Source organism: Candidatus Dactylopiibacterium carminicum, from assembly GCF_014736495.1.
GTDB classification, from domain to species: domain Bacteria; phylum Pseudomonadota; class Gammaproteobacteria; order Burkholderiales; family Rhodocyclaceae; genus Uliginosibacterium; species Uliginosibacterium carminicum.
In genome coordinates, this window is sequence record NZ_MDUX01000027.1 from 18537 (window position 1) to 43622 (window position 25086).

Here is a 25086-nt window from a genome sequence, read left to right on the forward strand (position 1 = left end):
CCGGAGACAATCCAGCCATGCGACATGACTCCATCGACATCAGTGAAGAAGCTGGCGTGCGTTATCTGCATTTCGGCTCGGAATGGATCCAGGGCGCCATGCGTATCCGCCGTCCGGTGGATCTGGAGCTCGAATACACCCGCGAGATGATGTTCGGCCTGCTGTTGCGCGAAGGTTTCACCGCCGACGCGCGCTGGCCGCGCAACATCCTGCAGATCGGACTGGGCGCTGGCTCACTGACGAAGTTCGCCTACTGGAAGCTGCCTCAGACACGCGTCGCAGTGGTCGAAATCGATCCTGCCGTACATGCAGCAGCCTGTTTCCACTTCAAGCTGCCGGCCGAGGATCTGCGCCTGCACATCGAAATCGGCGACGGTGTGGACTATGTATTGAATGGGCAACGCGAGTTCGATTACATCCAGATCGACGGCTTCGATGCCGATGCCGGTGTCGGCGCACTCGACAGCCTGCCCTTCTACCAGGCCTGCCGGGCCCGGCTGAGCGATCAAGGCCTGCTCGCCACCAACTTTTTCGGCAGTGACAACCAGTACGAACCAGCCCTTCAGCGGTTGTACAAGGCCTTTGACGGACGTTGCCTGGCCTTGCCTCCCTGTACCAGCGGCAACGTAATCGCACTGGCCGCAAGTGGGGCTCCCATCACGATCAGTGACGGCGCCTTGCAGGCGGCTGCCCGCACATTGAAAACCAGCACGGGCCTAGATCTGCTGCCCAGCGTGAAACGCCTGCAACTGGCATTTCCCGGCAACATGCAAATGTAATACACGGACGGGATTGGCGGAACTACAGGCAATCCACGTATGGAGGCACTGGATCCGGCTGCAACCCTGTTACCGAAAACATTTTTTATGAACACATAAACAAAACGGTGGCAGACTGCAGGTCCGAATCAGCAACGCCACCGGTTCCGTCCATGAGAGTCGATACCTATGCCCGTAAGCTTGCCCGGCTACGCAAGGTGGCCCAGTACATCGACACTAACCTGCATCGTCCGCTGAGCCTGGACGAGCTCGCAGAGATCGCCCACCTTTCCCGTTATCACTTTGAGCGAGTATTTCATGCCTATGCTGGCGAAACTCCTCTTCTGCGGGTTCGGCGCCTGCGTTTGACATATGCGCGCCAGCGCCTGGAAAAAGGTATGGCCTCTAGCGTAACGGAGCTTGCTCTTGATGCTGGCTACGCCTCGGCAGAAGCTTTCTCACGTGCATTCCGAGCTCAATTTGGCCTTGCGCCCTCTGCTGTGAAGCCACAAACCAGTATCCCCGAGCCTATCCGGGTAAAAAATCTGCCGCCGACGCCAATCCAGTTTTTGACTTTCCAGGGGCGCTTTGACGAGAGCATCGAACCTTTTGAAAAACTACGTGCCCACGCCTTGCTGGCAGGCATCGCACGTGAACGACGCAAAGGCTGGTGCATCCACCTGGATGGGCTTGCAGACAAACAACACATCCAGGCAGCACTATTGGCGGAACCATTAGGAACCCGGATTCTCGGCCTCGGCCAGGGCCATCTTCCCGCCGGTGAGTATGCGGTGTTGCGTATAGAGGGTAACCATAGCGGCCCACTACCCGAGGATCTCGAAGAACGAATACAGGAATCCACCGGGCGCCACATGGGGGAAGGTCACGTTCTGCGCCGCTTCCTCAATACGGAGTATCTGCCTGCAGCCTTCGAGAAGCGATTCGATCTCTACGTGCCGCTCGCACCAGCCTGAAATACGCCACCCGGGCTACACTGGCACATCGCTCTGCTAGCTTTCAAGGCCATGCCCAGCTTTCTGCCAGAACCTCAGCATTCACAAGACAATCCGGCACGCATCGGTGTCCTGCTGGTCAATCTGGGAACACCTGAAGCCCCCACGCCTGCAGCGGTACGACGCTATCTGCGCCAGTTCCTCTCGGATCCGCGTGTGATCGAAATCCCGCGCCTGCTCTGGTGGCCCATCCTCAACGGAATCATCCTGCCCTTCCGCAGTCGTGCCTCAGCCGCAAAGTACGCCTCGATCTGGCTCAAGGAAGGCTCGCCGCTGCGCCATTACACGGAATTGCAGACAAAGCTGCTACGGGGTTATTTCACGGCCGCCGGCCAAGCCGACATCCAGGTTGAATACGCCATGCGCTACGGAGAGCCGGCGGTGCAATCCGCGCTGATGCGTCTGAAGGCCGCGCACTGCACCCGTGTGCTGGTACTGCCGCTGTATCCGCAATACGCGGGCAGCACCACGGGCAGCGTCTGCGACGCAGTGGCCCAAGCCATGCTGTGCATCCGCAACCTTCCCGAGCTGCGCATCGTGCGCAGTTTCCCCGGGCATCCCGCCTATATCCAGGCACTGGCCGCAAGCGTACGCCGCGCATGGGCCCAGGATGGAGAGCCTGAACGACTCGTCATGAGTTTTCATGGCCTGCCGCGCGCCACGATCGAACGAGGCGACCCCTACCATCGCGAATGCCTGCAGACGGGCCGCCTGCTGGCCGAAGCCCTGGGGTTGGACGAAACACGCTACCTGGTGACGTTCCAGTCGCGTTTCGGCCGCACCGAATGGCTGCAGCCCTATACCGAGCCCAGTCTGGTCGCCCTGGCACGCCAAGGCGTCAGCCGCGTAGACGTGATCTGCCCCGGCTTTGTCTCGGATTGCATCGAAACGCTGGAGGAGATCGCCCTGGAGGCAAAAACCGCCTTCCTGAACGCAGGCGGCAAGTCCTTCCATTACCTGCCTTGCCTGAATGGAGACGATGGCTTCATCCGGCTGCTGCGCGAACTGGCCAACAGTCACATGCAGGATTGGCTCGTTTCACCATAAGAAGCTGTTCGCCATCTGTAACTAGAGACCGTCTGCGAGGTGAAGAGCCACGCGAGAACCGGAGTGTATGTGGATACATGAGACCTCGCGGAACAAGCTACGCGCCGCGGCAGCCGAACAGCACATGAGCCTCGATCGCATCATCGCAGTAAGATCGTGACCGTCTCTAGCAAGGAGCCACCCCATGATGTTGCTGTTGCGCTGGGCCCTGAACGCCGTAGCCCTGATGCTGATCCCGGAGATCATCACTGCCATCCAGGTCAGCAGCTATACCGCCGCACTGGCCGCAGCACTGCTGATAGGCCTGCTCAACGCGTTGATCCGCCCCCTGTTGCTGTTGCTGACACTGCCGATCACGGTGCTGACGCTGGGATTTTTCGCCCTGGTGATCAACGCGTTGCTGTTCTGGGCCGCCTCCGAACTGGTCGCCGGTTTCCATGTGAACGGCTTCTGGCCTGCCCTGGGTGGGGCACTGCTCTACAGCCTGCTGACGGGACTGGTCAGCCTTGCGCTGGGCGATCGCCGTAAAGGCTAAGCTTGTCCGCCTGCTCGCAGGCAAGGATAATCGCCTCCTTTTTTGCCCGCCGGGCGACAGGAAAACATCTCCGTGGCACGTGACGTGACAAGCTTTGGCGGCCGGCTGCTGGCCTATCTGGACATGCTGTTCGTGGATCACGGCATCTTCCGCGTGATCTACAACAACCTGCATGCCCTACCCGGCGGCCTCTATCGCTGCAGCCAGCCCAGCCCTGGCCAGATCCGCAAGTATCAGCGCCGTCATGGCATCAAGACCATCGTCAACTTGCGCGGCGCCGACGACACGCGCCGCTATGCGCTCGAAGCGCAGGCCTGTGCCGAGCTTGGCATCAAGCTGATCGACTTCAAGGGCATCCTCTCGCGCAGCGCACCGGAAGTCGACGCCGTGCTGCGCGCGCAGGCAATGTTCGACCAGATCGAATATCCGGCACTGATCCATTGCAAGAGCGGCGCCGACCGTGCCGGCTTTGCCTCGGCGCTGTACCGAATTTTCCGCCGCAATGAACCGGTTTCGCAGGCGAAACAGGAGCTTTCCTGGCGCTATGGCCATCTGCGCAAATCCAAGACCGGCATTCTGGATTTCTTCTTCGAACGCAGCCAGGCCGACGGAGCCGAGTCGCCGGAGGAATTCCTCGCGTGGCTGACCGAGCACTACGAACGCGAAGCACTCAAACAGGATTTCCACGCGCAGGGCTGGGCTGACGTGCTGGTCGACCGCATCCTGCGCCGCGAATGAAAAGCGGCCCCGCAGGGCCGCAATATTCGCAATGAGCGGAGTCTGAACAGGGCTCAGTCTTCGATGTGCCGCAACGAGAGATCCACCGCCTGCACATCCTTGGTCAGCGCACCGATGGAAATGCGGTCGACGCCCGTCTCGGCAATCTCGCGCACACGCTGCAGACTCACGCCGCCCGAAGCTTCCAGCTTGGGGCGCCCCGCATTGATGCGCACCGCCTCGTGCATGGTTTCGAGCGACATGTTGTCGAGCAACACCATCGTGGCGCCGGCAGCCAGCGCCTCTTCCAGTTGCGCCAGCGTTTCCACCTCGATCTCGACGAACACGTTGGAAGGCGCCAGCTTGCGCGCATGCATCAGTGCAGCGCTCACGCCCCCTGCCGCGATGATGTGGTTCTCCTTTATCAGCACGCCGTCATACAGACCGATGCGGTGATTCAGGCCGCCCCCCTTCTTCACGGCATATTTCTGCGCCAGGCGCAGCCCCGGCAAGGTCTTGCGCGTGTCCACCACAGCAGCATTGGTGCCTGCCACGGCAGTCACGTAATCGGCCACCGTGGTTGCAGTGCCCGAGAGCAATTGCAGGAAATTCAGCGCAGTGCGCTCGGCGGTCAGCAAGGTGCGCGCTGGCGCCAGGATGTCACACAGGCTCTGGCCCGCGCTCACGCGCTCGCCATCCTGCGCATGCCACACCACAGTGAATTGCGGATCCAGCGTACGGAATACTGCGTCGAACCAGCGCGTGCCGCACAGCACAGCATCCTCGCGCGTGATCACGCGACCATGGGCCTTGGTCTCCGGCGAGATCAGGCGCGCGGTCAGGTCACCGGTGCCCACGTCCTCGGCCAGCGCATTGGCCACCGCACGCTGGATCTCGATATTCAGTTGTTCGGAAAAATCAATCATGGTTCGGTCGTCCGGCTGGCGATCAATGGTCGGCGATTGTACATGGGGGATCCGTCGCGAGCGCGCCTGCGGCCTGTCTTTCAGGGCAATTCAGCCACGGCTGGCCCCCACCGCCACCAGCGCACCGGACACCATGATCACCAGCATGCCGAGCAAAGCCATCGGCTCCGGCACATGTCCGAGCACGATAAAGCCGGTCAGCGCCGCCCACAGCAGTTGCAGATAGCTGACCGGCGCCAGCAAGGAAGCTGGCGCATAGCGGTAGGCCTGGGTGAAGAACAGATGCCCCAGACCGCCGTAAAACCCGAGACTGGCGAAGAGCAGCACATCCAGCCAGGAAGGCGGCGGACCGCCCCACAGCCAGGGCATCAGCGGGCCGAAGATCGCACAACCGGCCAACGCGGTGTAGAACAGCATGGTCACCGCACGCTCGCTGCTGCTGAGCACACGCGAAAGCAACTGATAGGCCGCGCCACAGACCGCCGCACAGAGCACCACGGCAACACCGAACAGGTCCAGCGAACCACCCGGGCGGGCCACCAGCAACACGCCGATGAATCCGAGCGCCACCGCACCACCACGCAGCCATCCGATCCGCTCGCCCAGCACCGGCCGCGCCAGCAGCACGACCAGCATCGGTGCCGTGAAGCCGATGCTGGTAGCTTCGGCCACGGGCAGACGCTGCAGGCCAAGCCCCATCAACAGGGACATGGCCGCAAGGCTCAGGGCGCGCACCCAGACCAGACCGGTGCGATGCGTGCGCATCAGAGTCATCCCCTTGCTGGGCAGCAACACGACTGCCATCAGGAGCGCATGCACCACATAGCGCATCCACACGATCATGGTGACGGGGTAACGCTGCGACAGATACTTGGTCGTCGTATCCAGGCAGGCAAACAGCAGCAATGCGCAAAGAAAGAGCAACACCCCGCGCAAGGGGCGCGCCCGTTTCGAAAGGGATGATGAAGCCATGGCGGGTCAAGCCTAATCCGGCCAGTGTGGCAAAGCGACAGGCGCGCCCATGGATTTGCATAAATCCACACAATCGGGGCGGCGTATCCTGCATGCCACGTTCATGGCGTCATCAAAGCGCGCATCGCAACCGGCACCGGATCACACCAGACCGTACAACACCGGCACCAGCACCGAAGTCATCAGCGCATTCAGTCCCATGCCCAAGCCAGCGAAGGCCCCGGTCTCCTCGCTTTCCTGGAAAGCCCGCGCCGTGCCGATGCCATGACTCGCCAGACCCAGCGCAAAACCGCGCACTGCCGGATCCTTCACGCCCAGCCGGTCCAGCAGCCACAGGCCGAGCATTGCGCCGGTCACGCCGGTGAGGATCACCAGTGCGGCGGTGAGCGAGACGATGCCACCAAGCTTTTCGACGATGCCCATGGCCACCGGTGCGGTCGCCGATTTCGGCGCCAGCGCCAGCAGGCTGCCCTCGCTCGCGCCGAGCGCCCAGCCGATTGCCACCGCCGAGAAGATCGCCAGCAGCGAGCCCAGCACCAGCGTCAGCAGCAGCGGCTTCGCAAAACGCAGGATGCGCGCACGTTGCAGATACAAGGGAACCGCCAGAGCCACGGTGGCCGGCGCCAGCACCAGATGCAGCCACTGTGCACCCGCCCAGTAACGCTCATACGGCGTGCCCGTGAAATGCAGCAACAGCACCAGCGCCAGAATGCTCATGCCGACCGGATTGGCCAGCGGAAAGCCGCCGCTACGCCTGGCAATCATCGTCGCCAGCTGGAACACGCCCAGCGTCAGCAACAACCAAAACACCGGCAGCCCCTGCAGATGCCCCCACAAACCGCCCAGACGCTCAATCATCCGTACGCCCTCCCCTACGTACCAGGCGCTGCAACAGCAAGGCACTCAGGGCAATCGTAAGCAGCGCGCCACCCACCACCGCGACCGACAGGGCAAGCCATTCGCTACGCAGCCGGTCCAGATGCAGGATCAGGCCGACGCCAGCCGGCACGAAAAGCAACGACAGATACTGCAGCAGCCCTTGCGAGGCCTCGCGCAGTTCGGCCGGCGGCTCACCGCCACGCCAGACCAGCAAGCCTAACGCCAGTGCCATACCGACCACCGCGCCAGGTAGCGGCAGCGTCAGCAGATAGACCACGATCTCGCCCACCACGAGACAGGCCAGCAAGGCAATGCATCCTTTCAGCATGCGGGCTCCAGTGCGAGGCTGAATTCCTGCGGCAGCACCTGCTCGTCGCAGTTTTCCTCAGGCCGGTCGCGGTCGATGACGAGAAAATCGCTGACAGACTCCAGCGCCAGCAGCGGGTGATGCCAGGTGCCCGGCGCGAAATTCACGCCCTGCGTGCCCTGCGCCAGAAAGGCACGGATCGCACCGGGATCGAGCGCCCCGGCAGGCGCCACCACCACCAGGAAAGGCCGGCCGGAAAGCGGCATGAAAGCCTGCGAAGCCTTCGGATGCCGTTCCAGCATACGCACAGGAAACGGCAGCGCGCGCGGCTGGGCACGGAAAATCGAGACGATCAGGCGGCCTTCAGTACCCGGCTCCAGTGTCGCCAGATCGTGAAAACGCTGCGAGGTGCCGCCGTTGATGGCGAACTGATCCGCCGTGGTGCCCGCTTCGATCACCTCGCCAAAGGGCACGAAAGCCTCGCGACTCAGCGGCTCGACGCGCAAGGGTACGCGCGCTGCACTCATGCCTGGCTCCTGCGGCCAAACAGGCGCAGCCGGCTCACCCCGCCATCTGGAAAGATATTGAAACGCACATGGCTGATACGCGCGCCGGCAGGCAGTTCAAACACATGCACGGCATCGGCCTTGAGCTTCTGCGGCGCCAGCAGTTCGGACCAGAACATGCTCTGCGTGACCAGTGTCTGCTCGGTGGCGGCCGGCATGAAAGCCGCCTGCAGCGAGCAGGCATCCGGGAAATTGCCCTTGAAGTGCGCGGTATCCACCTCGATGCGCTCGATCACGCCCGGCTGAGCCAGCGCGATGATGCTCCAGTCATTGCCAGGTTCGCGGCGGCGGCGCGTCTCCCAGCCATCCCCCATGTTCACACCACGTCCGGGCAGCAACAGCGCACTGGCACGGCCGAAGTGTTCGTTGTTGGCCGCCACGACCGACGCGCCGTTGATCGCCGCAGCCAGATCGATGATCTCATCCGCGCCGGCTTCCAGCACCGGCTGACCATGCACGCGCAGGCGCGCGATACCACCATCGGGATAGATCGAAATACGCACGTGGGTCCACAGCCCGTCATTGTCGATGGCACGATAGTGATGGCTGTTGCCCGCCAGCGATTGCACAGGCAGTAGCGGCGTCCACACCGTATTCTCGGATGGAACTTCATCGGCGCTCTGGCAGACATCCAGCGAAGCCCCCGGCGGGTAGTTGCCGGTGAAGTGGCTGGTATCGATATCCACACCGAGGATGCGGGCACGGCGTGCCAGCCGCACGATGCACCAGTCATGCCCCTGGCCGCGCTTGCGACGCGTTTCCCAGCCATCCATCCACTTGCCATGGTCATCGTACTTGCCCGGGATGAACACCGCTGGCTCCGGTGACAGCATGCGGTCGCGCGGCGCAAAGAACTCGTCGCTGGCCGCCACGGCACGCGCGCCCAGGCGCGGATCGGCAAGATTGGGAAGACGGCGCACGAAATCAGGCGCCTGGGGATCGGTTTCGACAATGGCCATGGTGGTCTCTGCCCTGTTCAAGGTAGTTCAAAGGAAATCCCGACACGCGCGGCAGCGCGCACCAGGTGGGTGAGCATGGCGGCATGCGCCGCCTGTGCGTCGTGCGCGTCGATGGCGAGCAGCACCGCACGGTGTTCGTCGGCAGGCGCCCATAGCCCGGCCGGATCGGCAAAAGGCAGGCGCAGGCTATAGGCGATCGGCGCCTCCAGCGAATGGATCGCCGCATTCAGCAAGGGATTGGCCGACTGCGCAGCGAGCGCCAGGTGGAAATCCAGATCGGCCTTGGAGGCGCTCACCAGATCCAGCCCATGCAGCGCGGCTTCCATGCGTGCCTGCGCATCGTGCAGGACAGCACGGGCCGCCTCATCCGCCTGGCGCGCGGCCAGCGCGGCAGCGGCCGGCTTCACTACCGCCCGGAACTGGAACACCTGCTGCGGCGGCAGGGCCAGCGGCCCGGCAGGCAGCTCACTGGTAGCACGGGAGCTGCCTCGGGTGACAAACACCCCCTTGCCGGCCTGCGAACGCACCAGCCCCAACGCTTCCAGTGTGGAGACGGCTTCGCGCAGCGCAGCCCGGCTGATGCCCAGGCTGGCAGCCAGCTCGCGCTGCCCGGGCAGCGGCTGGCCGTGCGGATACACGCCGTCGTGGATCTGGCGTTGCAGGGTCTGGGCGGCGACGCTGGAAAGTCTTGGCATTGCGTGGAAGATGCACCGGCTTGACTGGTCTGACCAGTCAGAGCAGAAGTCATGCCTGCTTTACCGAGAGCCCGGCATCCCCTGCAGCAGAGGCTTCGCCGCCATTTTCACCGGCTGGGAAAGAACTCGATGTGCCCCAGAACGGAAATTTGCGCCCCTTTCCGGGGCATGAAGACCTCATCTTGCCAGGCTGAATCAAAAACCCACACACGCCTCCGCTGCGCGGATTCGCTGTCCCAAAGGGGTAGATCCTTTAAGAAACTGTTCACGACCATTTCTTTGTCATTTATTCACCCTTCGACAAGCTCAGAGCCTGCCCCGGACCCGATCGGGGACGAACGGTTTCCATGAGCCGAGCCCGTGTCTGAATCCTGTTCGTGCTGAGGTATCGAAGCATGAATGGGCGCCGAACTACATTTTTCGAGATCGAGAACGGCCTCCAAGACAATGCCGTCATTCCGGCGAACGCCGGAATTCAGTGTTTTCAGGCAGGTCTGGATCCCGGCCTGCGCCGGGATGACGCCGACACAGAGGAATCGAGACTTCAGGGAACGGTATCAACTCCCGAGGGGGGCTTTTTGCCCTGGGGCGGCCCGGCGGCAAACAAGCCCCCACGCTTTCCCGCTGCGCGGGCTCGCTGCCCCCCCGAGGGGGTGCTTTTGCCTTGGGGCGGCCCGGCGGCAAAAAAGTGTGCCGCCGGGGCGGTCTATCGTGAATGCATCTCTTTGCAAGCGCTATGATCCCGCAGGCCTTTCTCAAGCATGCACCATGACGTCAACCGCACTTCCGCCGGACGCCTTGCCGGCCCTTTTCGAACACGCTCCAATCAGCCTCTGGCTGGAGGATTTCAGTGCCGTGCATGCGCTGTTCGAATCCTGGCGCGAACAGGGCGTGGAGGATCTGCAGGCTCACTTCGCCGAGGATCTCGGGCATGTGGATGCCTGCGCCTCAGCCATCCGAGTATTGCGGGTCAACTACCGAACGCTGGAAATGTTCGGCGCGCCCGATTTCACGACTCTCAATGACCGGCTCGGCGACGTGTTTCGTGACGACATGCGCACCCAGCACGCACGCGACATGGTGGCCCTGTGGAATGGCAGCCACGGCTTTGCCAGCCAGAGCGTGAACTACGCCCTGGATGGCCGGCGTATCGACGTGCTGGTCAACGTGCGCATCCTGCCCGGCCATGAGCATGACTGGAGCCGCGTGATCGTGGCACTGGAAGACATCACACCGCGCGTACGCGCGCAGAAGCAGCTGGAGCGCAGCGAACGCTATGCACTGGGGCTGTTCGAGCATTCGCCGGTTTCGCTGTGGGTGGAAGATTTCTCACGCATCAAGCAGTTGCTCGACGAACTGCGCCGCATGGGCATCGAGGATTTCCACACCTTCCTCGACGTGCACCCGGAATTCGTCACCCGTTGCATGCAGGAAATCGTGGTGCTCGACGTGAACGTGCAGACACTGAAGACCTTCGGTGCCGAGAACAAGGAGGATATCCTCGCCAATCTCGGACGCATCTTCCGCGACGACATGCATCAGCACTTCGCCGAACAGCTGCTGGACCTCTGGCAGGACAAGCTTTTCACCCAGCGCGAAACCATCAATTACTCGCTCAACGGCCAGGCCGTGCACGTGCACATGCAGTTCTCCGTGCTGCCCGGCCACGAGCAGGACTGGTCGCTGGTGCTGGTGTCGCTCACCGACATCACCGCGCGCAAGAAGGCCGAGGCCTACCTTGAGTTCCTCGGCCGCCATGATGCGCTCACCAAGCTAAGCAACCGCGCCTATTACGAAGAAGAGCTCAAGCGCCTGACGCGCAAGGGCAGTTACCCCGTCAGCGTGGTGATCGCCGATCTCAACGGACTGAAGATCGCCAACGACGAACTGGGCCATTCGGTGGGTGACGACCTGCTGCGCCGCGCCGGCGAAGCCCTGCGCAAGACCGTGGGCGAAGAGATCTGCGCGGCCCGCATCGGTGGCGACGAATTCGCCCTGCTGCTGCAGCATTGCGATGAAATCGCGTTGCAGGAAACCCTGGAGCGCCTGCGTGCCGTGGTCGACCTCAACAACCAGTTCTACACCGGCCCACGCCTGAGCTTCGCCATTGGCAGCGCCGTCTGCCACACCCCGGCGGATCTCATGCCGGCCGTGCAGCAGGCCGACGCGAAGATGTATGAGGCCAAGCGGGACTTCTACCAGCAACAGGGCATGGAGCGCCGCGCGAAAAACTGAACCATGCCTTCACTCCTGCTCAAGGCGGCCATCGGCGCGGCCGCCGTCCTCATCATCGCCGTGCTCTCGCGCAGCAAGGTCTTCTTCATCGCGGGGCTGGTGCCGCTCTTCCCCAGCTTCGCGCTGATCGCCCACTACATCGTGGGCAGCGAGCGGAGCGGCGCGGATCTGCGCACCACGGCCATCTTCGGTCTGTGGTCGCTGATCCCGTATGCCATCTACCTGCTTACGGTGATCCAGCTCAGCACCCGCGCGCCGCTGTGGCTGACGCTGCTCGCCGCCACGCTGGCCTGGTGCCTGGCCGCCGCCGTACTGCTCGCGGCCTGGATGCGCTGGCACGGCTGAAGCACGCGTTCAGTGCCGGACGGCGGGCAGATGCACGCTCACCCGGACGCCATGGGCATCCTGCCGGTTCTCCAGCACCAGCTGACCGGCATACATCCGTACCAGATCCTGGACGATGGCCAGCCCAAGCCCGGAGCCCGGAGTGTGTTCATCCAGACGCACGCCGCGCTGCCTGACGCTGTCCAGCCTGTCGGGAGCGATACCCGGGCCGTCGTCCTCGATGCGGATGCGCAGCCCCACCGGAGTCTCATCCGGCGTCAGCGTGATCCACACGTTGGCATTCGCCCATTTGCAGGCGTTCTCCAGCAGATTGCCGAGAATTTCCTGCAGATCCTGCTCCTCGCCCGCGAACAGCGGCATCCCTTCGGTGGTGGTCACATGGAATGTCAGCGCGCGCTCCGCGAATACCCGTTCGAAAACGCGTAACAGCCCGGCAAGCACCTCCCGGGCATCCGTCCGCCATCCCGGCAGGCCACGCGCAGCCCCCACGCGCGCATGACTCAGATGCCAGTCGATCTGACGCCTGATCTGTGCGAGCTGTTCCTTGAGCAGCAGCACGTCCGCTGGCTGCTGCCGGCCTTCGAGCCCGTCTACCTCGTTTTCCAGGACGGCCAGCGGCGTCTTCAGCGCATGGGCCAGATTGCCAGCCAGTGCCCGGGCCCGCTGCATGACTTCCGCATTTCGCTCCAGGACCAGATTGAAATCCTCGACCAGCGGCGAAACCTCCTGCGGAAACCTGCCCGCCATCCGCTCCGCCCGCCCCTCGCGCACGGCCTTCAACGCCGACTGCATCTCCCGCAACGGGCGCAGCCCGATGCTGACCTGCGCCCAGGCCGAAAGCCCCAGCAGTACGAACAGGATGCCCAACGCGAAAGTCAGGGCGAGACCGAAACGCTTCGTGGCGTCGAGATTGAACCGCAGATCCCCCGCCACGATCAGCCGGAAGGCACGGTCCGGCCATTCCTCCATGCGGACCACCCGCTGCAGCAGCAGCAGGGATTCGTGCGCGGGCCCCTCCGCACGGCCGATCACCATGCCCGTGACGGAAGGTGGCAGAGGCTCGGGCAACACGAGATCGGCATCCCACAGGGAGCGGGAACGCTGCGCACCGGAGATCGTCGCCGTGCCCGGCCCCAGCACGTCGATCTGCCAGTACAGCCCGGAATACGGCTTCGACAGCCGCGGATCGAGCATGACTTCGGGATCGATATGGGGCCGCCCGTCATCGAATTCGAGCTCGATCACCAGTTGGTCCAGCTGGCGCGCCAGTGCCGCCTGGAACTGGTTCACCACATGCTCGCGGAACAGGGCCGTGAGCGCGAGCCCCACCAGCAGCATCGCCAGCGCGATGCCACCCAAGGTCAGCCAGAGCAGCCGGAATCGGAGCGACTGCGGCGTGCGCGGAGAGGATGCGCCGCCGGTAGGCAAGGATTCAGACATGGCCAGACAGGCGATAACCCATGCCACGCACGGTCTGGATCAGATCCGCCCCGAGTTTCTTGCGCAGGCGGCCGACGAAGACCTCGAGGGTGTTGGAGTCGCGCTCGTAATCCTGGGCATAGAGGTGCTCGGTCAGCTCGGCCCGGCTGACCACGCTGCCCGGGTGATGCATCAGATACTGCAGCAGCCTGAATTCCTGACTCGTCAACGCGACCGGCTGCCCGCCCAGGCTGACCTGGCTGTTGCGGGTGTCGAGCTCCACGTCGCCACAGCGCAATACCGGCGAGGCGATCCCGATGCTGCGGCGGATCAGGGCGCGCACGCGCGCCAGCAGCTCCGGCCCGTGGAATGGTTTGGAGAGGTAATCGTCGGCACCGGCATCCATGCCTTCCACCTTCTCGTGCCAGGCGCCGCGCGCGGTCAGCACCAGCACCGGCACAGCCTTGCCAGCCTCACGCCAGGCACGCAGGATGCTCAGGCCATCGCGACCAGGCAGTCCCAGATCCAGCACGATGGCATCGAACGCCTCGCTCTCGCCACGATACTGCGCGTCCCGCCCCTCGCCACTGGTTTCCACCACATAGCCGCTCTCCTCCAGCAGGCGTGTCAGTTGCCGCTGCAGGGCCGGTTCATCTTCCACGACCAGGATCTTCATCTCGCACTCCGTCACGCCCGGCCAGGGGCGCTCAATGCGCAAATCCCTTGCGCTTGACCTTCAGCAGCGCTCCCGTGCGGGCATGCATCTCCAGCTTGAGTATCTGTCCGTCCGGCCTCAGGGCCTTGATCTCGTAGACCAGAAAACGCTGTCCGTCTTCCTTCTCGTCATGCAGTTTGGCTTCCAGTATCTCGCATCCGCAGAAGCCGCTCACCCAGGCCTGCACCGTCTGGAATGGGCCTGCCCGGCCTGCACGGCACGGCGTACCTCATCCTGACCATCGCGTCCGGCCAGGGCCGTGCCCGCATGGAGCAGCCCCCAGCAGCAAAGGCAGATCATCAATGAGGACGTGATGCGTGCGGAAAGCATGGCGATGCCGGCAAGCCGTGTCGATGGCGAAAAACGGAAGGATGCCTGCGCCTGCCTGAACGCAGGCTGAACAGCCGCCGTCGCAACGGCCGGCCCGTTCAGCGCCGGTTCAGGAACACGCACCCAGACTGCCCGGCAGGCTGAGCTGAAACGCAGTCGGCCGCAACCACAAGGAGTCAAGCATAAAATCCCTCGCCCTCACAGCCCTGTTGTCTGCGCTGCTCATCGGCAGCCTGCCGGCCATGGCGCAGTATGTCGGTCCCCATGCCGCCTCCAGCACCGTCCAGCAGCTCGGTGGCTTGATCGGCAAGGATCGCTTCGTCACGCTCAAGGGCAACATCACCCGGCATGTCGGCAAGGATCTTTACGAATTCAGCGATGGCACCGGCAGCGTCTATCTGGACATCGACCGCAAGCACTGGCGCTGGCCGGCGGATACGTCCATCGATCACACCACGCCGGTAGAGATCCGTGGCAAATACATCAGCCAGGCTTTCGGCCCGGACAAGGTCAAGGTCAGCGACGTCAGGCTCGTCAAGTGAGCCTGACGCCGATCGCGCTCAGCGCAGCGTGAAATCCACACGCGTGGCTGCGGCTGCCTTGTCGCCCGGACTGCCCGCGAGCAGAAACACCCGCTCCTGCGGCAGCCCCTGGGCCAGCAGCCAGTTGCGTACCGTGGCGGCACGGCGGCTGGCCAAGGCCTGCAGATCCTCGGGGCGGATCTCGGTATGGTCGAGGATCATCCGTTCCGTCTCGTCCACCGGCAGCTTGCGCACCAGGCCGATGGCATTGCGCGGTTTCTCGAATTTCTCCCGACCATACTGCTCGCGCAGCAAGGCCTCACGCTCGGCCGCCTCGATCTCCAGCTGATCCACGGCGGCCACGCTCTGGCCGTGCTTGACCAGCGCCTCGGCCTTGATGGCACGCAACCGGGCTTCGAGCTGCTCGCGCTTGAGGCCGGCCACATCGCTGGCCGGATCGGCCCGGCCGGTCACGTCCAGCATCAGCGCCGGACGCTCCTGCAGCGCACGTGCCACGGCCTTCAGCTTCTCCTCGGCGGCGGGAGCGATGCTGGCGGAGCCCGGCGCGAAATCGACGAAGGCCAGTTCCTCCGCATTGCCGCCGAACACCGAACCCAGCAGCGAGAACGGCGAGGTGACCGCCTTGCTGAACAGATTCACGATCACGCGCCAGATCACGCCTCCCACGCTGAACTGCGGATCGTCCAGCGAACCGCTGACCGGCAGGTTGAGGTCGATACGGACCTGGCGGTCCTTGAGCAGCGCCACGCCAAGCTTCACCGGCAGATTGACGGCATCCGGGCTCTCCACCCGGTCACCGAAGGTGAGCTGATCAAGGAAGACCTGGTTCTGCGCGGTGAGCTGGCGGTCACGGATGGCATAGTCCAGTGCCATCGACAGCCGCCCACGCGTGATGCCGTAGCCCACGTACTTGGTGGAGTAGGTGGATACGCCGGTGAGATCCACGTCGTTCACCTTCGCCTTGAGATCGAGGTAGCGATCCTGGCGCAGCGGATTGAGCCGGCCCTCGACGCTGACCGGCGCATTGCCGTCCAGCGCGGCCTCCAGCGTCAGCGTGGCCAGCGTGCCCGGGTCGGAGGAAAGCCCTTCCAGACCGCCCTTCACGCGCAGCAGGTGAGCGTCATAGTTGGGGCGCACGAAGCGGTCGCTGTAATTCACGTCGCCCTGATCGAGCACGATGCGGCCCACGCGCAGATCGATTGCCGGCGGCTCGGCCACGGGGGCCGCCGTACTGGCGGTCGCCGGGGCGGGTGCCACGTCAGCCTCCCCGACTTCATCCCGCGCACGCAACTCGCGCAGATTGAAGCGCCCCTGCTGATCGAGGATCAGACGGGTGTAGAAGGATTCCAGCGCAACCTCGCCGGCATGGAAGCGCAGCGGCTGGAGGCGCACATCGGCCTTGCTGATGGCAAAGCGCTTCCAGCGCAGGAAGTCGGTATCGTTGAGCGTATCCAGCGAGTTGAAATCCCGCAGCGCAAGATCTTCCTGATAGCCGAAACGCGGCTTGCCGGCATCGCTCAGGTCGAAACTCACCAGCCCCTTGGCGTCCACCTGCCCACGCGTGATCAGCACGCGATACATGTCCGCCACATAGGGCTGCGCCATCAGCACATCCACCCCTTGCAGGCCCAGACTCAGCTCGCCGCGCACCGGCGCCACGCCGAGCTTGCCGGCGACATTCACGCGCCCCTGACGATTGACGCGCGCATCCAGGGTCAGCCCGCCCAACGCCTTCGCCTGATTGGAAACATCGGTCAGCCCGAGATTGATGGGGTCGAACTGCACGCGCACGGCCGGATCGACGCTGCGATCCTCCAGGCCCACGGCCCAGCCGCTCACCTCCGCCTTCGCCAGCGCGACACCCCACGCCTTGCTGTGGATCTCGGCAGCCACCTCGCGCGCAGCCTCGGCCACCTGCTCGCCACGCAGCAGTTGCAGCAGGTTCAGCTCGCCCTGCTTGCCGCGCACCAGTGCCAGGCGGCCTCCCTGGCTGCGGAAACTGCCTACCTGCACGGTCTGCGCCTGCAGGTCGATCCGTGTATCGGCCACTTCCAGCAGCGGCACTTGCAACAGAGGCCGGCGCTGCCCGGGCTCGTTCAGACGCAGATCGGAAAGCTTGGCGTGCAGCTTGTCGACGCGGGTGGACAAGACCTCACTCTCGCGCTTGAGCAGGATGTGTGCACCGGCATCCAGCCCGGCTTGCAGATCTCCCCGGCGCACCACCGCGCGCAGGTAGGGCAGATAGGGGCCCAGCGGCAGGGTGGCGATGCCGGCCTGCAGATCCGCGGCCTGCGTGCCCTGGACATTGCCCTTCAGCGTGATGCGCGATTCGCCTTCGCCGGTCAGCGCCAGATCCAGCGTGGCGCTGCGCTCCCCGGCAAGGTCGAAGTCGGCAAGCCGCAATTCGATGTCACGCGCACCGCCGCGATAGCCGCCAGGTACGGCGGCATCGGCCCAATGCACCACGCCGCCGCGTAGTGATAGCTCATCCAGGCTGAAGACTGGTGCAGGTGCAGACCCGGTGGGCGCCTGCTTGCTGGCGACAGAGGCTTCCGTGTCCGCAGTGGCCTGGGGAAGATTCAGCCTGCCCCGCGCATCGCGTGCGAGATTCAGTTGCGGCTGTTCCAGCGCCAGCGAGGCGAGCTCGATGCGCATCGGCTGCGCCAGCGGCTCGACGCGCTTGAGCGCCAGCTTCAGATGCTCCAGCTTGAAGAATTCCTCGCCGGTCGCGCTCTTCAGGTCGAGCTTGTCCAGCGTCAGCGCGCCTTCCAGCGCAAGTGTCTGCGCGCCCTTGTCATCCTCGCTCCACAGCAGGCGCAGATCCGCGCCCAGTTCGCCCTGCTTCAACGCCAGCGGCATTTGCGGCAGGTAGGCGAGATAGCGCGTCAGATCCAGCGGCTGCAGCTGGAGGGCTAGATGGGCTTCGCGGCGGTCCGCAAAGGGCTTGACCTCGCCATCGAGCACCAGCGGGCTGCCGTCGATGTCCGCCGACAGATGCGGCACCACGAAGGTATCGATCCGGCTGGGCAGGTTGGAGACGAAAGGCAGGCCGAACTGCAGTGCGGCGATGCTGTGCTGCTGGCCGGTGACGCGATCATCGAAGCGCAGGTCGCCATCCTGCAGCTGGATGTTGTAGAGCGCGAAACGCGCGGGTGGCGTCTCCGGGGCATCCGGTGCCGGTTTGAAGCGCTCGATCAGATCGCTGAAGTTGTAACGATCGTCAGCCAGGCGCGCCACGTTCAGGCGCAGGCCGGCCACGCGCAGTTCGCGGATCACCGGCGCACGCTCGAACAGCGAGTTGGCAGAAAAATCGACGTAGGCTTTGCCCAGTGCGATGAAATCGCCTTGCCCGTCAGCCTCGGCGATTTTCAGGTCATCCAGGGTCACGCTCAGGGCAAAGGGGTTCAGCGCCAGCCGGCCCAGCGATACCTGCCGGCCCAGCGCCTGGCTGGCCTCGCGCTCGATGATCGGTTTCAGCACCGACGGCGCCACGAAAAATCCCAGCACGCCCACCAGCACGGCCAGCACTGCCAGGATCCGTGCGGGCCACTTCAGACGGCCACGCGACACGCTGGCCCAAATGAGTTCAGACAGCATTCACCATTCCAGCGGCAGCCGCAGCCACCGCATGTTTCCGTTTGTAGTCATGCGACAAGGTTAGCAGGCCTGCGTGACATCGGCTGTGCCGGATGGCACATACGCCTCGTGTCATCAGCGCCGCCATCAGCAGCTTTCACCGCGCAGACAGGCTTCCCGCCCGGCGCTGGATCGCTGGGCGATCTCGCGCACCGCCTGCCAGAACGCGGGCCAGTCCTGCTTGCTGGCAACGAACAGCCGCTGCCAGGCGGGCTCCCATGCGTGATAGGTGGCCACCAGCGTGAGCTGCGGGTTGCCCAGCGGCGTATCGAACCACAACCCGCGCGGCTCCGCACCGGCTTCGCGCCAGAGCGCGGCCAAATCTTCGCGCAGACGTGCCAGGCGCATGGCCTTGCGCGCAGCCCAGTCCGCCGGATGCGCGGCATACAGCGCCGCCAGTTCATCGCGCGCGGCAAGCACCAGCCCGCGCAAGCGATCTCCCCGCGCACGCCGTGTCTGCCAGGCGGCCAGCTCCTCGGGGCGCGTACCCAGCCATTCGCGGATGCCTTGTGCTTCGACGAAACTCGCCAGCGATTCGTTGAAGGCCACGTCGTCCTTCACGAAGACCTGCTGGTGCGTGAGCTCGTGGAAGATCAGCCCGGCCAACTCCGGCTCGGGCAAGCCCATGAAGGTGTTGAGCAGCGGATCGGCAAACCAGCCCAGCGTGGAATACGCCGCCACGCCATAGGTGATCGTCTCCAGCCCCTCGGCACGCAGGGCGTCCGCCCGGCGCAGTGCTTCGGCTTCGCTGAAAAAACCCTGGTAAGGCAAACAGCCGACCAGAGGCGGGCAGAACGGATGCGGGGTCAGGCTGTCTGGCGGCGTGGCGATCACGTTCCACACCGCAAAGGGGCGCTGCAAATCGGCATAGCGCCGGTAGCTGCGGTTGTCCGGCAGATCGAGGTGGCTCACGGCAAAATCGCGTATCGCCTGGCTGCTTTGCAGGCGGGCACGCAAGGGGGCGGAAACCTCCGGATCGGCCAGCACCTGCTCCACCGGCGCGGCACGCCACCACAGATACAGCTGCCCGCGCACGGACTGGCCGTAGTAACCCAGGTTGGCGCAGCCACCGAGCAACAGGAGCAGCAGCCCCGCGCAGGCGCGCTTCATCGGCGCCTTGCCGGCCACACGCGGATCACGCGGCCTCGGCGGCATGCAGCCCCCGGGCCAGCGTGCGCATGTCCTGCCCGCTGGGCTGCTGGAACAGCCGCAGGCCGAATTCCGGAATGATCGCCAGCAGATGGTCGAAGATGTCCGCCTGGATGCCTTCGTAGGCCACCCAGGCCGTGGTGGCCGTGAAACAGTAGATTTCCAGCGGCAGACCTTCCGGCGTCGGTGCCATCTGGCGCACGATCAGGGTCATGTCCTGATGGATCTGGGTGTGGTGGCGCAGGTAACGCTCCACGTAGGCGCGGAAGGTACCCAGATTGGTGATGCGGCGGGTGTTTACCGTCTCCCGGCCCTGCTCCTGCAATCGGGCATTCCAGCCTTCGATCTCCTGCTGCTTCTGCTCGAGGTAGTCCTGCAGCAGCCGGAAGCGGCGCAGGCTGGTCTTTTCCCCTTCGTCGAGGAAACGCACGCTTTGCTGGTCGATCATCAGGCTGCGCTTGATGCGGCGGCCGCCGGATTCCTGCATGCCGCGCCAGTTCTTGAAGGGATCAGTGATGAAGCGGCGGGTGGGGATGGTGGTGATGGTCTTGTCCCAGTTCTGCACCTTGACGGTGTGCAGCGCGACGTCGATCACGCTGCCATCCGCGTTGAGCTGCGGCATCTCCACCCAGTCCCCAACACGGATGATGTCGTTGGACGAAATCTGCACACTGGCCACCAGCGACAGGAGGGTGTCCTGGAAAATCAGCATCAGCACCGCGGCCATCGCGCCCAGGCCGGAGAGCAGGATCAGCGGCGAGCGGTCGAGCAGCAGCGCCACCATCAGGATCGTCGCCACCACATACACCACCAGTTTCAATAGCTGGAGATAGCCCTTGATCGGCTTGTTCTGTGCGTCCGGGCGGCGCTCGTAGAGCTGATTCACCAATGTCAGCACATGGCTGATCGCCATGGCGACGGTGACCACCGTGAAGGCGCGCGAGACGTTGCTGACCACCGTCACCAGCGCTTCCGGCAGGCCCGGCACGTAAAGGATGCCTTCGGAGATGATCAGTGCCGGCACCACATTCGCCAGGCGCGCAATAAAATCCAGATCGTCGCCCTGCCGCACCTCGCCCAACGGACTGGCCCGCAGGGCACGGAACAGGGCGACCAGCAGAATTCGTTTGACGATCCAGTTTCCCAGCCAGGAAAGCGACAACAACAGGCTGAGCGCAATCAGCGTGTAGAGCAGCGGGTTCTCTGCCAGCTGGGCAGCCAGTTGTTCCATTGCAGCGTACATCCGTAGATCCAGGAGAACAGTCGATGAGGCGGGCGGGCCCGATGTGATCGGAGGCCCCCGTCAGGCCGGCGACCATACCTGCCCACGGAAATCTTGCCCAGCCCTCAAAGCAAAAAGGGCGACCCTTGGTCGCCCTTTTTGCCGCAAGGTTCCGCGTTATTTCACGCCCGGCCCGTAATTGCCGAACTCCCACAGGCGGTTGTAGGCCGGATCGTCCAGCTTGCGTTCCGCGGCGATGTTGCCTTTGTGCGGCCGGCCGGTGGTCGCGGCCTTGTCCCAGGGGGCATCCACATCGAAACTTGCGTCGATGTAGCTATCACGGATCAGCAACTGGCCGTTCGGCGACTGGCCGACCAGATAACCCGTGCCACCGGCCCCCTGATCCCAGGAGCGGCCCAGCTTGGATTTCTTCAGCGCCTGATGCCCGGCATCCCCCGTGATGCGGCTGTTGATCACCAGGAAACCCAGCGAGGATGCCGGCACGGTATCCGGCGCGAACACGATCGCCGGCACACTGCGACGCGAGGAGACGACATGAAACTCGCAGTTGTCGAACACCGCATTGGCGCGGCCGAAGACGAAGTCGACATCCCCCTCGATGTATGAATCCTTGATGTGGGCACGTGCGATCTTGTCCAACGGATAGGTGCCGACCTTGTTGGTCGGCGTCGGCGCCTCGCCCACGTTGACCAGGAAGGTGTCCTGACGGCCTATCAGGCGCACGTTCTCCAGCTGGGTCCTGTCGCCATCCGTACGCAGGGCCACGGCCTGGTGGCCTTCATCCTTGATGGTGTCCAGCAGCGTGTTGGTCACCGTCAGGTTCTTCAACTGGAATCCATCGGCCTGTGCCCACATCACCGCGGCTCAAGGCGTATCCATCGGCTTGTCCGGATTCTGTTCGGCGCAGACCTTGTACATCTCCCAAGCCGGTTCGCCTGCCTTGAACTGGCCGGCAGGACTCACCGCCGCGATGTAGGCCCTGGGCGGCGTGCGCGCATCCAGCGTGAGCTGGATATCCACTTCTTCGGGCTTGCCCGTACCGAACAGGGTGAACGGCGGTGCATCGATCGGCACATACACCGCACCGGTATGGATGCCCGGCAGGATGCGGATGTATTGCCGGGTGCGCTTGCCACCGGCGATTGCGGCGTTCACCGCCTGCTGTACCGTGGCATGCGTGCCGCCTTTGCCGACGGTGAAATCCGGCTTCACGCCGGCAAGATCGATCGCAGCCGGCGCCCAGGGATCAGTCACCGGCGCGGACAGGCTGCCACGCTGGGCGAAATAGCGTGCCGGCATGAAACGGGCGGCCTCGGTGGCGGACAGCACCGGCCGACTGGCAGAACCCGGTGCGACTTGCGGTGAGGAAGGTCTGGAATTCATCAAGCTACAGGCATTCAGGGACAACAGGAAAACCACCGCCAGTGCGGGCGCCGCCAACTTTTTCATCTTCGGACTCCGTCTGAAGAACATGGGCCGGCAGCCATGCAATCGCAGGCCCAGGGCCCAACCGTTTCGTTGTGAAATCAGGAATGCGCCATGCAGGGCCGGTAACGATCCATACGGCGATCTGGCGTGGCGCGGTTATACGCCGGGGCATACTTCACCCGGGATTGGTGGATAAAGCGATTGACAGAAACCTGAGACCGATAACATACCCACACAAAGGGGCTTTCCGCAGGCATGCGCCCCGCACGGAAAACCGCCAGGATCAATGCCGCCGTGCCACCAAGGCACGCAGAGGTGCCGGCAAAAAGGCGCGCAGGCGTGCGGCGATGGCTTCCTCGCGACGCTGCCAGAGGATGCCCAGCCAGATCACGCCAAGGCCGATCAGGGTCAGCAGGAAGGGGAACAGCATGCTGTCGCGAAACACCTCGTAAGCGAGGTGGCCGACATAACCCGCAGCCCCGAGCCCGCCGCAGACCACGAAGACCCGCCGTGCCAGCGTGGCGCCGACGCCGATCATCAGGAGGTTGACGCAGAGGTAGAGGAACTTGCCCAGCTCGCTGTCCGACCGCAGCATCGACAAACCGCCCCAGAACGCCAGCACGCCGAAGAGATAGAGCCAGAACGGATAATCCCGCGCCTGCCGGCTGCGCACATCCACCCAGAAGGCAAACAAGATCATCAGCAGGCCGAACCACAGCGAGACGAACTTGCGCATCTCCCAATCCACCGTCGCGCCGAAAAGGAAAGGCGCGAGATCCATGCTCATGTACCACAGCGTGGCCGCGACCGGCATCACCAGGAATGGCAGGCGGTAACGCCAGAGCATCACTGCGCCGACCGCCAGCGTGCCCAGCTCCATGATCAGCCAGCGCCAGTCGATGTAGGCATGGTAATCACGGTAGACGCGCCCGTCCGCCCACCAGCCGAAGGCTACCTGCAAGCCGTAGATCGCCAGCGGCGCGAGCGCCACCACGAAAGCTGCCGCGATGCCTGCAGGAATCGCCAGTTTCAGGCGATGCAGGAAATGCTCCGTCAGCCACAGCCCGGCTCCCGCATAGGCCAGCGCGATCCAGAACAGCCCCCAGCCGCCAAAGCGTTCCCATCCCAGATTCATGAACAGCGTCATCGCCCCGATGGCGATCAGGCCACCGAAGTAGTAGAGGATGTGCGTGAAGCGGAACGAGGGCTGATCCGCCGTCTGCGCCTGCAGGAAATCCCACAGCGGCGCCACCTGCCCGACCCCGATCAGCCCCTGGCGAGCAGCCTCCTCCAGCGACGCATGCGTGATCTTCATGGAAACCCCCTATGGTTCATGGATCTGAATGCGGTGTCTTATACGCCAGAATCCACGCTCAAGGCGTAAGCCAGGTGTGGGTCGCCATCGATGGCGCCCTGCCAGTCAAAGACAGAAAAACGGCAGGGGTGGTGCATGCCTGCTGGCTCCTTGCGGCCCCACGACGACCTGATCCTGCGCCGCGACCAGGGCCGCCATGACGCAGGCACAGACCGACATCATCCACGGCACAGGAGACTGACATGCATACTCAAGGTTCCGGCAAGACGATCGGCTTCGGCCTCATCGGCGCCGGCATGATCGCCAACTATCACGCGGCAGCCATCCAGGCGCTCGCCGCACACCACAACGTGCGTCTGGTCGGCATCGCGTGCAGGACGGCCGCCACCGCTGAGCAGTTCGCCCTCAAGCACGGGCTGCCGTTCCATACCAGCGATACGGCCGCGCTCGTGGCCCATCCGGACATCGACGTCGTCTGCATCGTCACGCCCAGCGGCGCGCACCTCGAACCGGCACTGCAGGCCATCGCTGCCGGCAAGCACGTGGTCGTCGAGAAGCCGCTGGAAATCAGCGTGGCGCGCGTCGACGCCATGCTGGCGGCGGCCGACCGCGCCGGCCTGATGGTCGCCGCCATCTTCCAGGCGCGCTTCTCGGAAGGCGCCCGTGCGCTCAAGGCCGCTCTGGACAGGGGCCGCTTCGGCCGCCTCTCGCTGTGCAGTGCCTACGTGAAATGGTATCGCAGCAAGGAATACTACAAAGGCTGGAAGGGCACGCTCGCGCTGGACGGCGGCGGCGCGCTGATGAACCAGGCGATCCACGCGGTCGACCTGCTGCAATGGCTGGCCGGCATGCCCAGCGAAGTATTCGCCTGGACCACCCGCCGCGTGCATACCGGCATCGAAGCGGAAGACACCGCCTGCGCCTCGCTACGCTTTGCGCACGGCGCGCTCGGCAGCATCGAGGCAACCACCGCCGCGTGGCCGGGCTGGGAGCGGCGGATCGACATCTGCGGCGAATTCGGCTCGGCCTCGATCGAGGACGATCGCATCGTGCGCTGGGATTTCCGCGAGGCCGAACCCGGCGATGCAGCGCTGCTGGCTGCCAACGGCGGGCAGGCTCAATCGGGTGCCGGCGCGCCCGACCAGATCAGCTTCCACGGCCATCTGCGCCAGCTGGAGGAAGTCGTCCTCGCGCTGGAAGGCCAGGCGCCCCTGAGCGTCAGCGGCCGGGATGCCCGCAATACCGTCTCGCTGGTCTGCGGGATATACGAATCGGCAAAGCGCGGCGTACCCGTGCAACTCTAGGGCGTGTTCACAGTAGCCAGATATAGGCGCATGCGAGATGCAAGAAGGCGC

25 protein-coding genes are annotated in these 25086 nt (G+C 64.2%); 9 read left to right on the top strand and 16 right to left on the bottom strand.

Going from position 1 to position 25086, the window contains the following annotated elements:
- The first annotated feature begins 17 nt into the window (after positions 1 to 17).
- From BGI27_RS09610 to BGI27_RS09630, 5 genes are all read left to right on the top strand, one after another.
- Positions 18 to 779 carry a spermine/spermidine synthase domain-containing protein gene (locus BGI27_RS09610; protein ID WP_095524650.1) on the top strand — a complete coding sequence of 254 codons (762 nt, stop codon included), beginning with the start codon at positions 18 to 20 and terminating at the stop codon, positions 777 to 779.
- Between the two features lie 152 nt (positions 780 to 931).
- A complete protein-coding gene (locus BGI27_RS09615; protein WP_095524651.1) occupies positions 932 to 1732 on the top strand; it encodes an AraC family transcriptional regulator in 801 nt (266 codons plus the stop codon).
- A 51-nt stretch (positions 1733 to 1783) separates the two neighbouring features.
- Positions 1784 to 2818: a ferrochelatase gene (gene hemH, locus BGI27_RS09620; protein ID WP_095524652.1), complete on the top strand. Its 1035-nt coding sequence runs from the start codon at positions 1784 to 1786 to the stop codon at positions 2816 to 2818.
- Between the two features lie 184 nt (positions 2819 to 3002).
- The gene (locus BGI27_RS09625; protein ID WP_095524653.1) at positions 3003 to 3353 is read left to right on the top strand and encodes a phage holin family protein; all 351 of its coding nucleotides are present in this window, start codon (positions 3003 to 3005) and stop codon (positions 3351 to 3353) included.
- A 72-nt stretch (positions 3354 to 3425) separates the two neighbouring features.
- Positions 3426 to 4091 carry a fused DSP-PTPase phosphatase/NAD kinase-like protein gene (locus BGI27_RS09630; RefSeq protein ID WP_223871722.1) on the top strand — a complete coding sequence of 222 codons (666 nt, stop codon included), beginning with the start codon at positions 3426 to 3428 and terminating at the stop codon, positions 4089 to 4091.
- Positions 4092 to 4144: 53 nt separating this feature from the next.
- Here BGI27_RS09630 and nadC read toward each other — a convergent pair whose 3' ends face one another.
- The 7 genes from nadC to BGI27_RS09665 all read right to left on the bottom strand — a co-directional run bounded on the left by nadC (position 4145) and on the right by BGI27_RS09665 (position 9374).
- On the bottom strand, positions 4145 to 4996 hold the full coding sequence (nadC, locus tag BGI27_RS09635; RefSeq protein ID WP_095524654.1) for a carboxylating nicotinate-nucleotide diphosphorylase: 852 nt from the start codon (positions 4994 to 4996) through the stop codon (positions 4145 to 4147).
- Between the two features lie 90 nt (positions 4997 to 5086).
- Complete coding sequence (locus tag BGI27_RS09640) at positions 5087 to 5968, bottom strand: DMT family transporter (RefSeq protein ID WP_095524655.1); 882 nt, start codon at positions 5966 to 5968, stop codon at positions 5087 to 5089.
- A gap of 141 nt (positions 5969 to 6109) precedes the next feature.
- Complete coding sequence (locus tag BGI27_RS09645) at positions 6110 to 6826, bottom strand: LrgB family protein (RefSeq protein WP_095524656.1); 717 nt, start codon at positions 6824 to 6826, stop codon at positions 6110 to 6112.
- The gene (locus tag BGI27_RS09650; protein WP_095524657.1) at positions 6819 to 7175 is read right to left on the bottom strand and encodes a CidA/LrgA family protein; all 357 of its coding nucleotides are present in this window, start codon (positions 7173 to 7175) and stop codon (positions 6819 to 6821) included. Before BGI27_RS09650 ends, BGI27_RS09645 begins: the two co-directional genes overlap by 8 nt.
- Positions 7169 to 7681 carry an ureidoglycolate lyase gene (locus BGI27_RS09655; protein ID WP_095524658.1) on the bottom strand — a complete coding sequence of 171 codons (513 nt, stop codon included), beginning with the start codon at positions 7679 to 7681 and terminating at the stop codon, positions 7169 to 7171. Before BGI27_RS09655 ends, BGI27_RS09650 begins: the two co-directional genes overlap by 7 nt.
- Positions 7678 to 8679, bottom strand: coding sequence for an allantoicase (gene alc / locus BGI27_RS09660; RefSeq protein ID WP_095524659.1), 1002 nt, complete (start codon positions 8677 to 8679; stop codon positions 7678 to 7680). Before alc ends, BGI27_RS09655 begins: the two co-directional genes overlap by 4 nt.
- 17 nt (positions 8680 to 8696) lie before the next feature.
- Positions 8697 to 9374, bottom strand: a complete 678-nt coding sequence (locus tag BGI27_RS09665; protein WP_095524660.1) for a FadR/GntR family transcriptional regulator — start codon at positions 9372 to 9374, stop codon at positions 8697 to 8699.
- 768 nt (positions 9375 to 10142) lie between these two features.
- Between BGI27_RS09665 and BGI27_RS09670 the strand changes: the two genes are divergently transcribed.
- Positions 10143 to 11609 carry a sensor domain-containing diguanylate cyclase gene (locus BGI27_RS09670; protein WP_095524661.1) on the top strand — a complete coding sequence of 489 codons (1467 nt, stop codon included), beginning with the start codon at positions 10143 to 10145 and terminating at the stop codon, positions 11607 to 11609.
- Positions 11610 to 11612: 3 nt separating this feature from the next.
- Entirely contained in the window at positions 11613 to 11954 is a 342-nt protein-coding gene (locus tag BGI27_RS09675; protein WP_095524662.1) for a GlpM family protein, read from the top strand.
- Positions 11955 to 11963: 9 nt separating this feature from the next.
- On the opposite strand, the gene BGI27_RS09680 is transcribed toward BGI27_RS09675, so the two are convergent.
- The 3 genes from BGI27_RS09680 to BGI27_RS09690 are packed head-to-tail and all read right to left on the bottom strand — an operon-like array spanning position 11964 to position 14263.
- Entirely contained in the window at positions 11964 to 13394 is a 1431-nt protein-coding gene (locus tag BGI27_RS09680) for a sensor histidine kinase (protein WP_095524663.1), read from the bottom strand.
- Complete coding sequence (locus BGI27_RS09685; RefSeq protein WP_095524664.1) at positions 13387 to 14049, bottom strand: response regulator transcription factor; 663 nt, start codon at positions 14047 to 14049, stop codon at positions 13387 to 13389. The genes BGI27_RS09680 and BGI27_RS09685 overlap by 8 nt, the downstream gene beginning before the upstream one ends.
- Before the next feature lie 31 nt (positions 14050 to 14080).
- A complete protein-coding gene (locus BGI27_RS09690; RefSeq protein WP_141239771.1) occupies positions 14081 to 14263 on the bottom strand; it encodes a PepSY domain-containing protein in 183 nt (60 codons plus the stop codon).
- A 364-nt stretch (positions 14264 to 14627) separates the two neighbouring features.
- On the opposite strand from BGI27_RS09690, the gene BGI27_RS09695 reads away from it, so the two are divergent.
- Positions 14628 to 14960 carry a NirD/YgiW/YdeI family stress tolerance protein gene (locus tag BGI27_RS09695; protein WP_095524666.1) on the top strand — a complete coding sequence of 111 codons (333 nt, stop codon included), beginning with the start codon at positions 14628 to 14630 and terminating at the stop codon, positions 14958 to 14960.
- 18 nt (positions 14961 to 14978) lie between these two features.
- On the opposite strand, the gene BGI27_RS09700 is transcribed toward BGI27_RS09695, so the two are convergent.
- From BGI27_RS09700 to BGI27_RS09720, 6 genes are all read right to left on the bottom strand, one after another.
- Complete coding sequence (locus BGI27_RS09700) at positions 14979 to 18557, bottom strand: DUF748 domain-containing protein (protein WP_095524667.1); 3579 nt, start codon at positions 18555 to 18557, stop codon at positions 14979 to 14981.
- A gap of 126 nt (positions 18558 to 18683) precedes the next feature.
- Positions 18684 to 19751 (bottom strand): aminopeptidase, encoded by a 1068-nt coding sequence (locus tag BGI27_RS09705; protein WP_095524668.1) that lies wholly within the window; start codon positions 19749 to 19751, stop codon positions 18684 to 18686.
- A complete protein-coding gene (locus BGI27_RS09710) occupies positions 19732 to 20976 on the bottom strand; it encodes a mechanosensitive ion channel family protein (RefSeq protein ID WP_223871723.1) in 1245 nt (414 codons plus the stop codon). The genes BGI27_RS09705 and BGI27_RS09710 overlap by 20 nt, the downstream gene beginning before the upstream one ends.
- 168 nt (positions 20977 to 21144) lie before the next feature.
- Positions 21145 to 21816, bottom strand: coding sequence for a pectinesterase family protein (locus BGI27_RS18050; RefSeq protein WP_239591307.1), 672 nt, complete (start codon positions 21814 to 21816; stop codon positions 21145 to 21147).
- A 36-nt stretch (positions 21817 to 21852) separates the two neighbouring features.
- A complete protein-coding gene (locus BGI27_RS18055) occupies positions 21853 to 22437 on the bottom strand; it encodes a hypothetical protein (protein WP_223871725.1) in 585 nt (194 codons plus the stop codon).
- Between the two features lie 262 nt (positions 22438 to 22699).
- The gene (locus BGI27_RS09720; RefSeq protein ID WP_095524670.1) at positions 22700 to 23731 is read right to left on the bottom strand and encodes a DUF2157 domain-containing protein; all 1032 of its coding nucleotides are present in this window, start codon (positions 23729 to 23731) and stop codon (positions 22700 to 22702) included.
- 242 nt (positions 23732 to 23973) lie between these two features.
- On the opposite strand from BGI27_RS09720, the gene BGI27_RS09725 reads away from it, so the two are divergent.
- Positions 23974 to 25035 carry a Gfo/Idh/MocA family protein gene (locus tag BGI27_RS09725; protein ID WP_095524671.1) on the top strand — a complete coding sequence of 354 codons (1062 nt, stop codon included), beginning with the start codon at positions 23974 to 23976 and terminating at the stop codon, positions 25033 to 25035.
- Positions 25036 to 25086: the final 51 nt, after the last annotated feature.

What these genes read in the sequence shown, in the direction of transcription:
- BGI27_RS09650 (WP_095524657.1), bottom strand. Translation starts at nt 7,175, where the DNA reads ATGCTGAAAGGATGCATTGCCTTGCTGGCCTGTCTCGTGGTGGGCGAG.
- BGI27_RS09615 (WP_095524651.1), top strand. Translation starts at nt 932, where the DNA reads ATGAGAGTCGATACCTATGCCCGTAAGCTTGCCCGGCTACGCAAGGTG.
- BGI27_RS09655 (WP_095524658.1), bottom strand. Translation starts at nt 7,681, where the DNA reads ATGAGTGCAGCGCGCGTACCCTTGCGCGTCGAGCCGCTGAGTCGCGAG.
- BGI27_RS09680 (WP_095524663.1), bottom strand. Translation starts at nt 13,394, where the DNA reads ATGTCTGAATCCTTGCCTACCGGCGGCGCATCCTCTCCGCGCACGCCG.
- BGI27_RS18055 (WP_223871725.1), bottom strand. Translation starts at nt 22,437, where the DNA reads ATGAAAAAGTTGGCGGCGCCCGCACTGGCGGTGGTTTTCCTGTTGTCC.
- BGI27_RS09685 (WP_095524664.1), bottom strand. Translation starts at nt 14,049, where the DNA reads ATGAAGATCCTGGTCGTGGAAGATGAACCGGCCCTGCAGCGGCAACTG.
- BGI27_RS09645 (WP_095524656.1), bottom strand. Translation starts at nt 6,826, where the DNA reads ATGATTGAGCGTCTGGGCGGTTTGTGGGGGCATCTGCAGGGGCTGCCG.
- BGI27_RS09610 (WP_095524650.1), top strand. Translation starts at nt 18, where the DNA reads ATGCGACATGACTCCATCGACATCAGTGAAGAAGCTGGCGTGCGTTAT.
- alc (WP_095524659.1), bottom strand. Translation starts at nt 8,679, where the DNA reads ATGGCCATTGTCGAAACCGATCCCCAGGCGCCTGATTTCGTGCGCCGT.
- hemH (WP_095524652.1), top strand. Translation starts at nt 1,784, where the DNA reads ATGCCCAGCTTTCTGCCAGAACCTCAGCATTCACAAGACAATCCGGCA.
- nadC (WP_095524654.1), bottom strand. Translation starts at nt 4,996, where the DNA reads ATGATTGATTTTTCCGAACAACTGAATATCGAGATCCAGCGTGCGGTG.
- BGI27_RS09665 (WP_095524660.1), bottom strand. Translation starts at nt 9,374, where the DNA reads ATGCCAAGACTTTCCAGCGTCGCCGCCCAGACCCTGCAACGCCAGATC.
- BGI27_RS09670 (WP_095524661.1), top strand. Translation starts at nt 10,143, where the DNA reads ATGACGTCAACCGCACTTCCGCCGGACGCCTTGCCGGCCCTTTTCGAA.
- BGI27_RS09720 (WP_095524670.1), bottom strand. Translation starts at nt 23,731, where the DNA reads ATGAAGATCACGCATGCGTCGCTGGAGGAGGCTGCTCGCCAGGGGCTG.
- BGI27_RS09700 (WP_095524667.1), bottom strand. Translation starts at nt 18,557, where the DNA reads ATGCTGTCTGAACTCATTTGGGCCAGCGTGTCGCGTGGCCGTCTGAAG.
- BGI27_RS09675 (WP_095524662.1), top strand. Translation starts at nt 11,613, where the DNA reads ATGCCTTCACTCCTGCTCAAGGCGGCCATCGGCGCGGCCGCCGTCCTC.
- BGI27_RS09625 (WP_095524653.1), top strand. Translation starts at nt 3,003, where the DNA reads ATGATGTTGCTGTTGCGCTGGGCCCTGAACGCCGTAGCCCTGATGCTG.
- BGI27_RS09705 (WP_095524668.1), bottom strand. Translation starts at nt 19,751, where the DNA reads ATGCCGCCGAGGCCGCGTGATCCGCGTGTGGCCGGCAAGGCGCCGATG.
- BGI27_RS09710 (WP_223871723.1), bottom strand. Translation starts at nt 20,976, where the DNA reads ATGGAACAACTGGCTGCCCAGCTGGCAGAGAACCCGCTGCTCTACACG.
- BGI27_RS09725 (WP_095524671.1), top strand. Translation starts at nt 23,974, where the DNA reads ATGCATACTCAAGGTTCCGGCAAGACGATCGGCTTCGGCCTCATCGGC.
- BGI27_RS09640 (WP_095524655.1), bottom strand. Translation starts at nt 5,968, where the DNA reads ATGGCTTCATCATCCCTTTCGAAACGGGCGCGCCCCTTGCGCGGGGTG.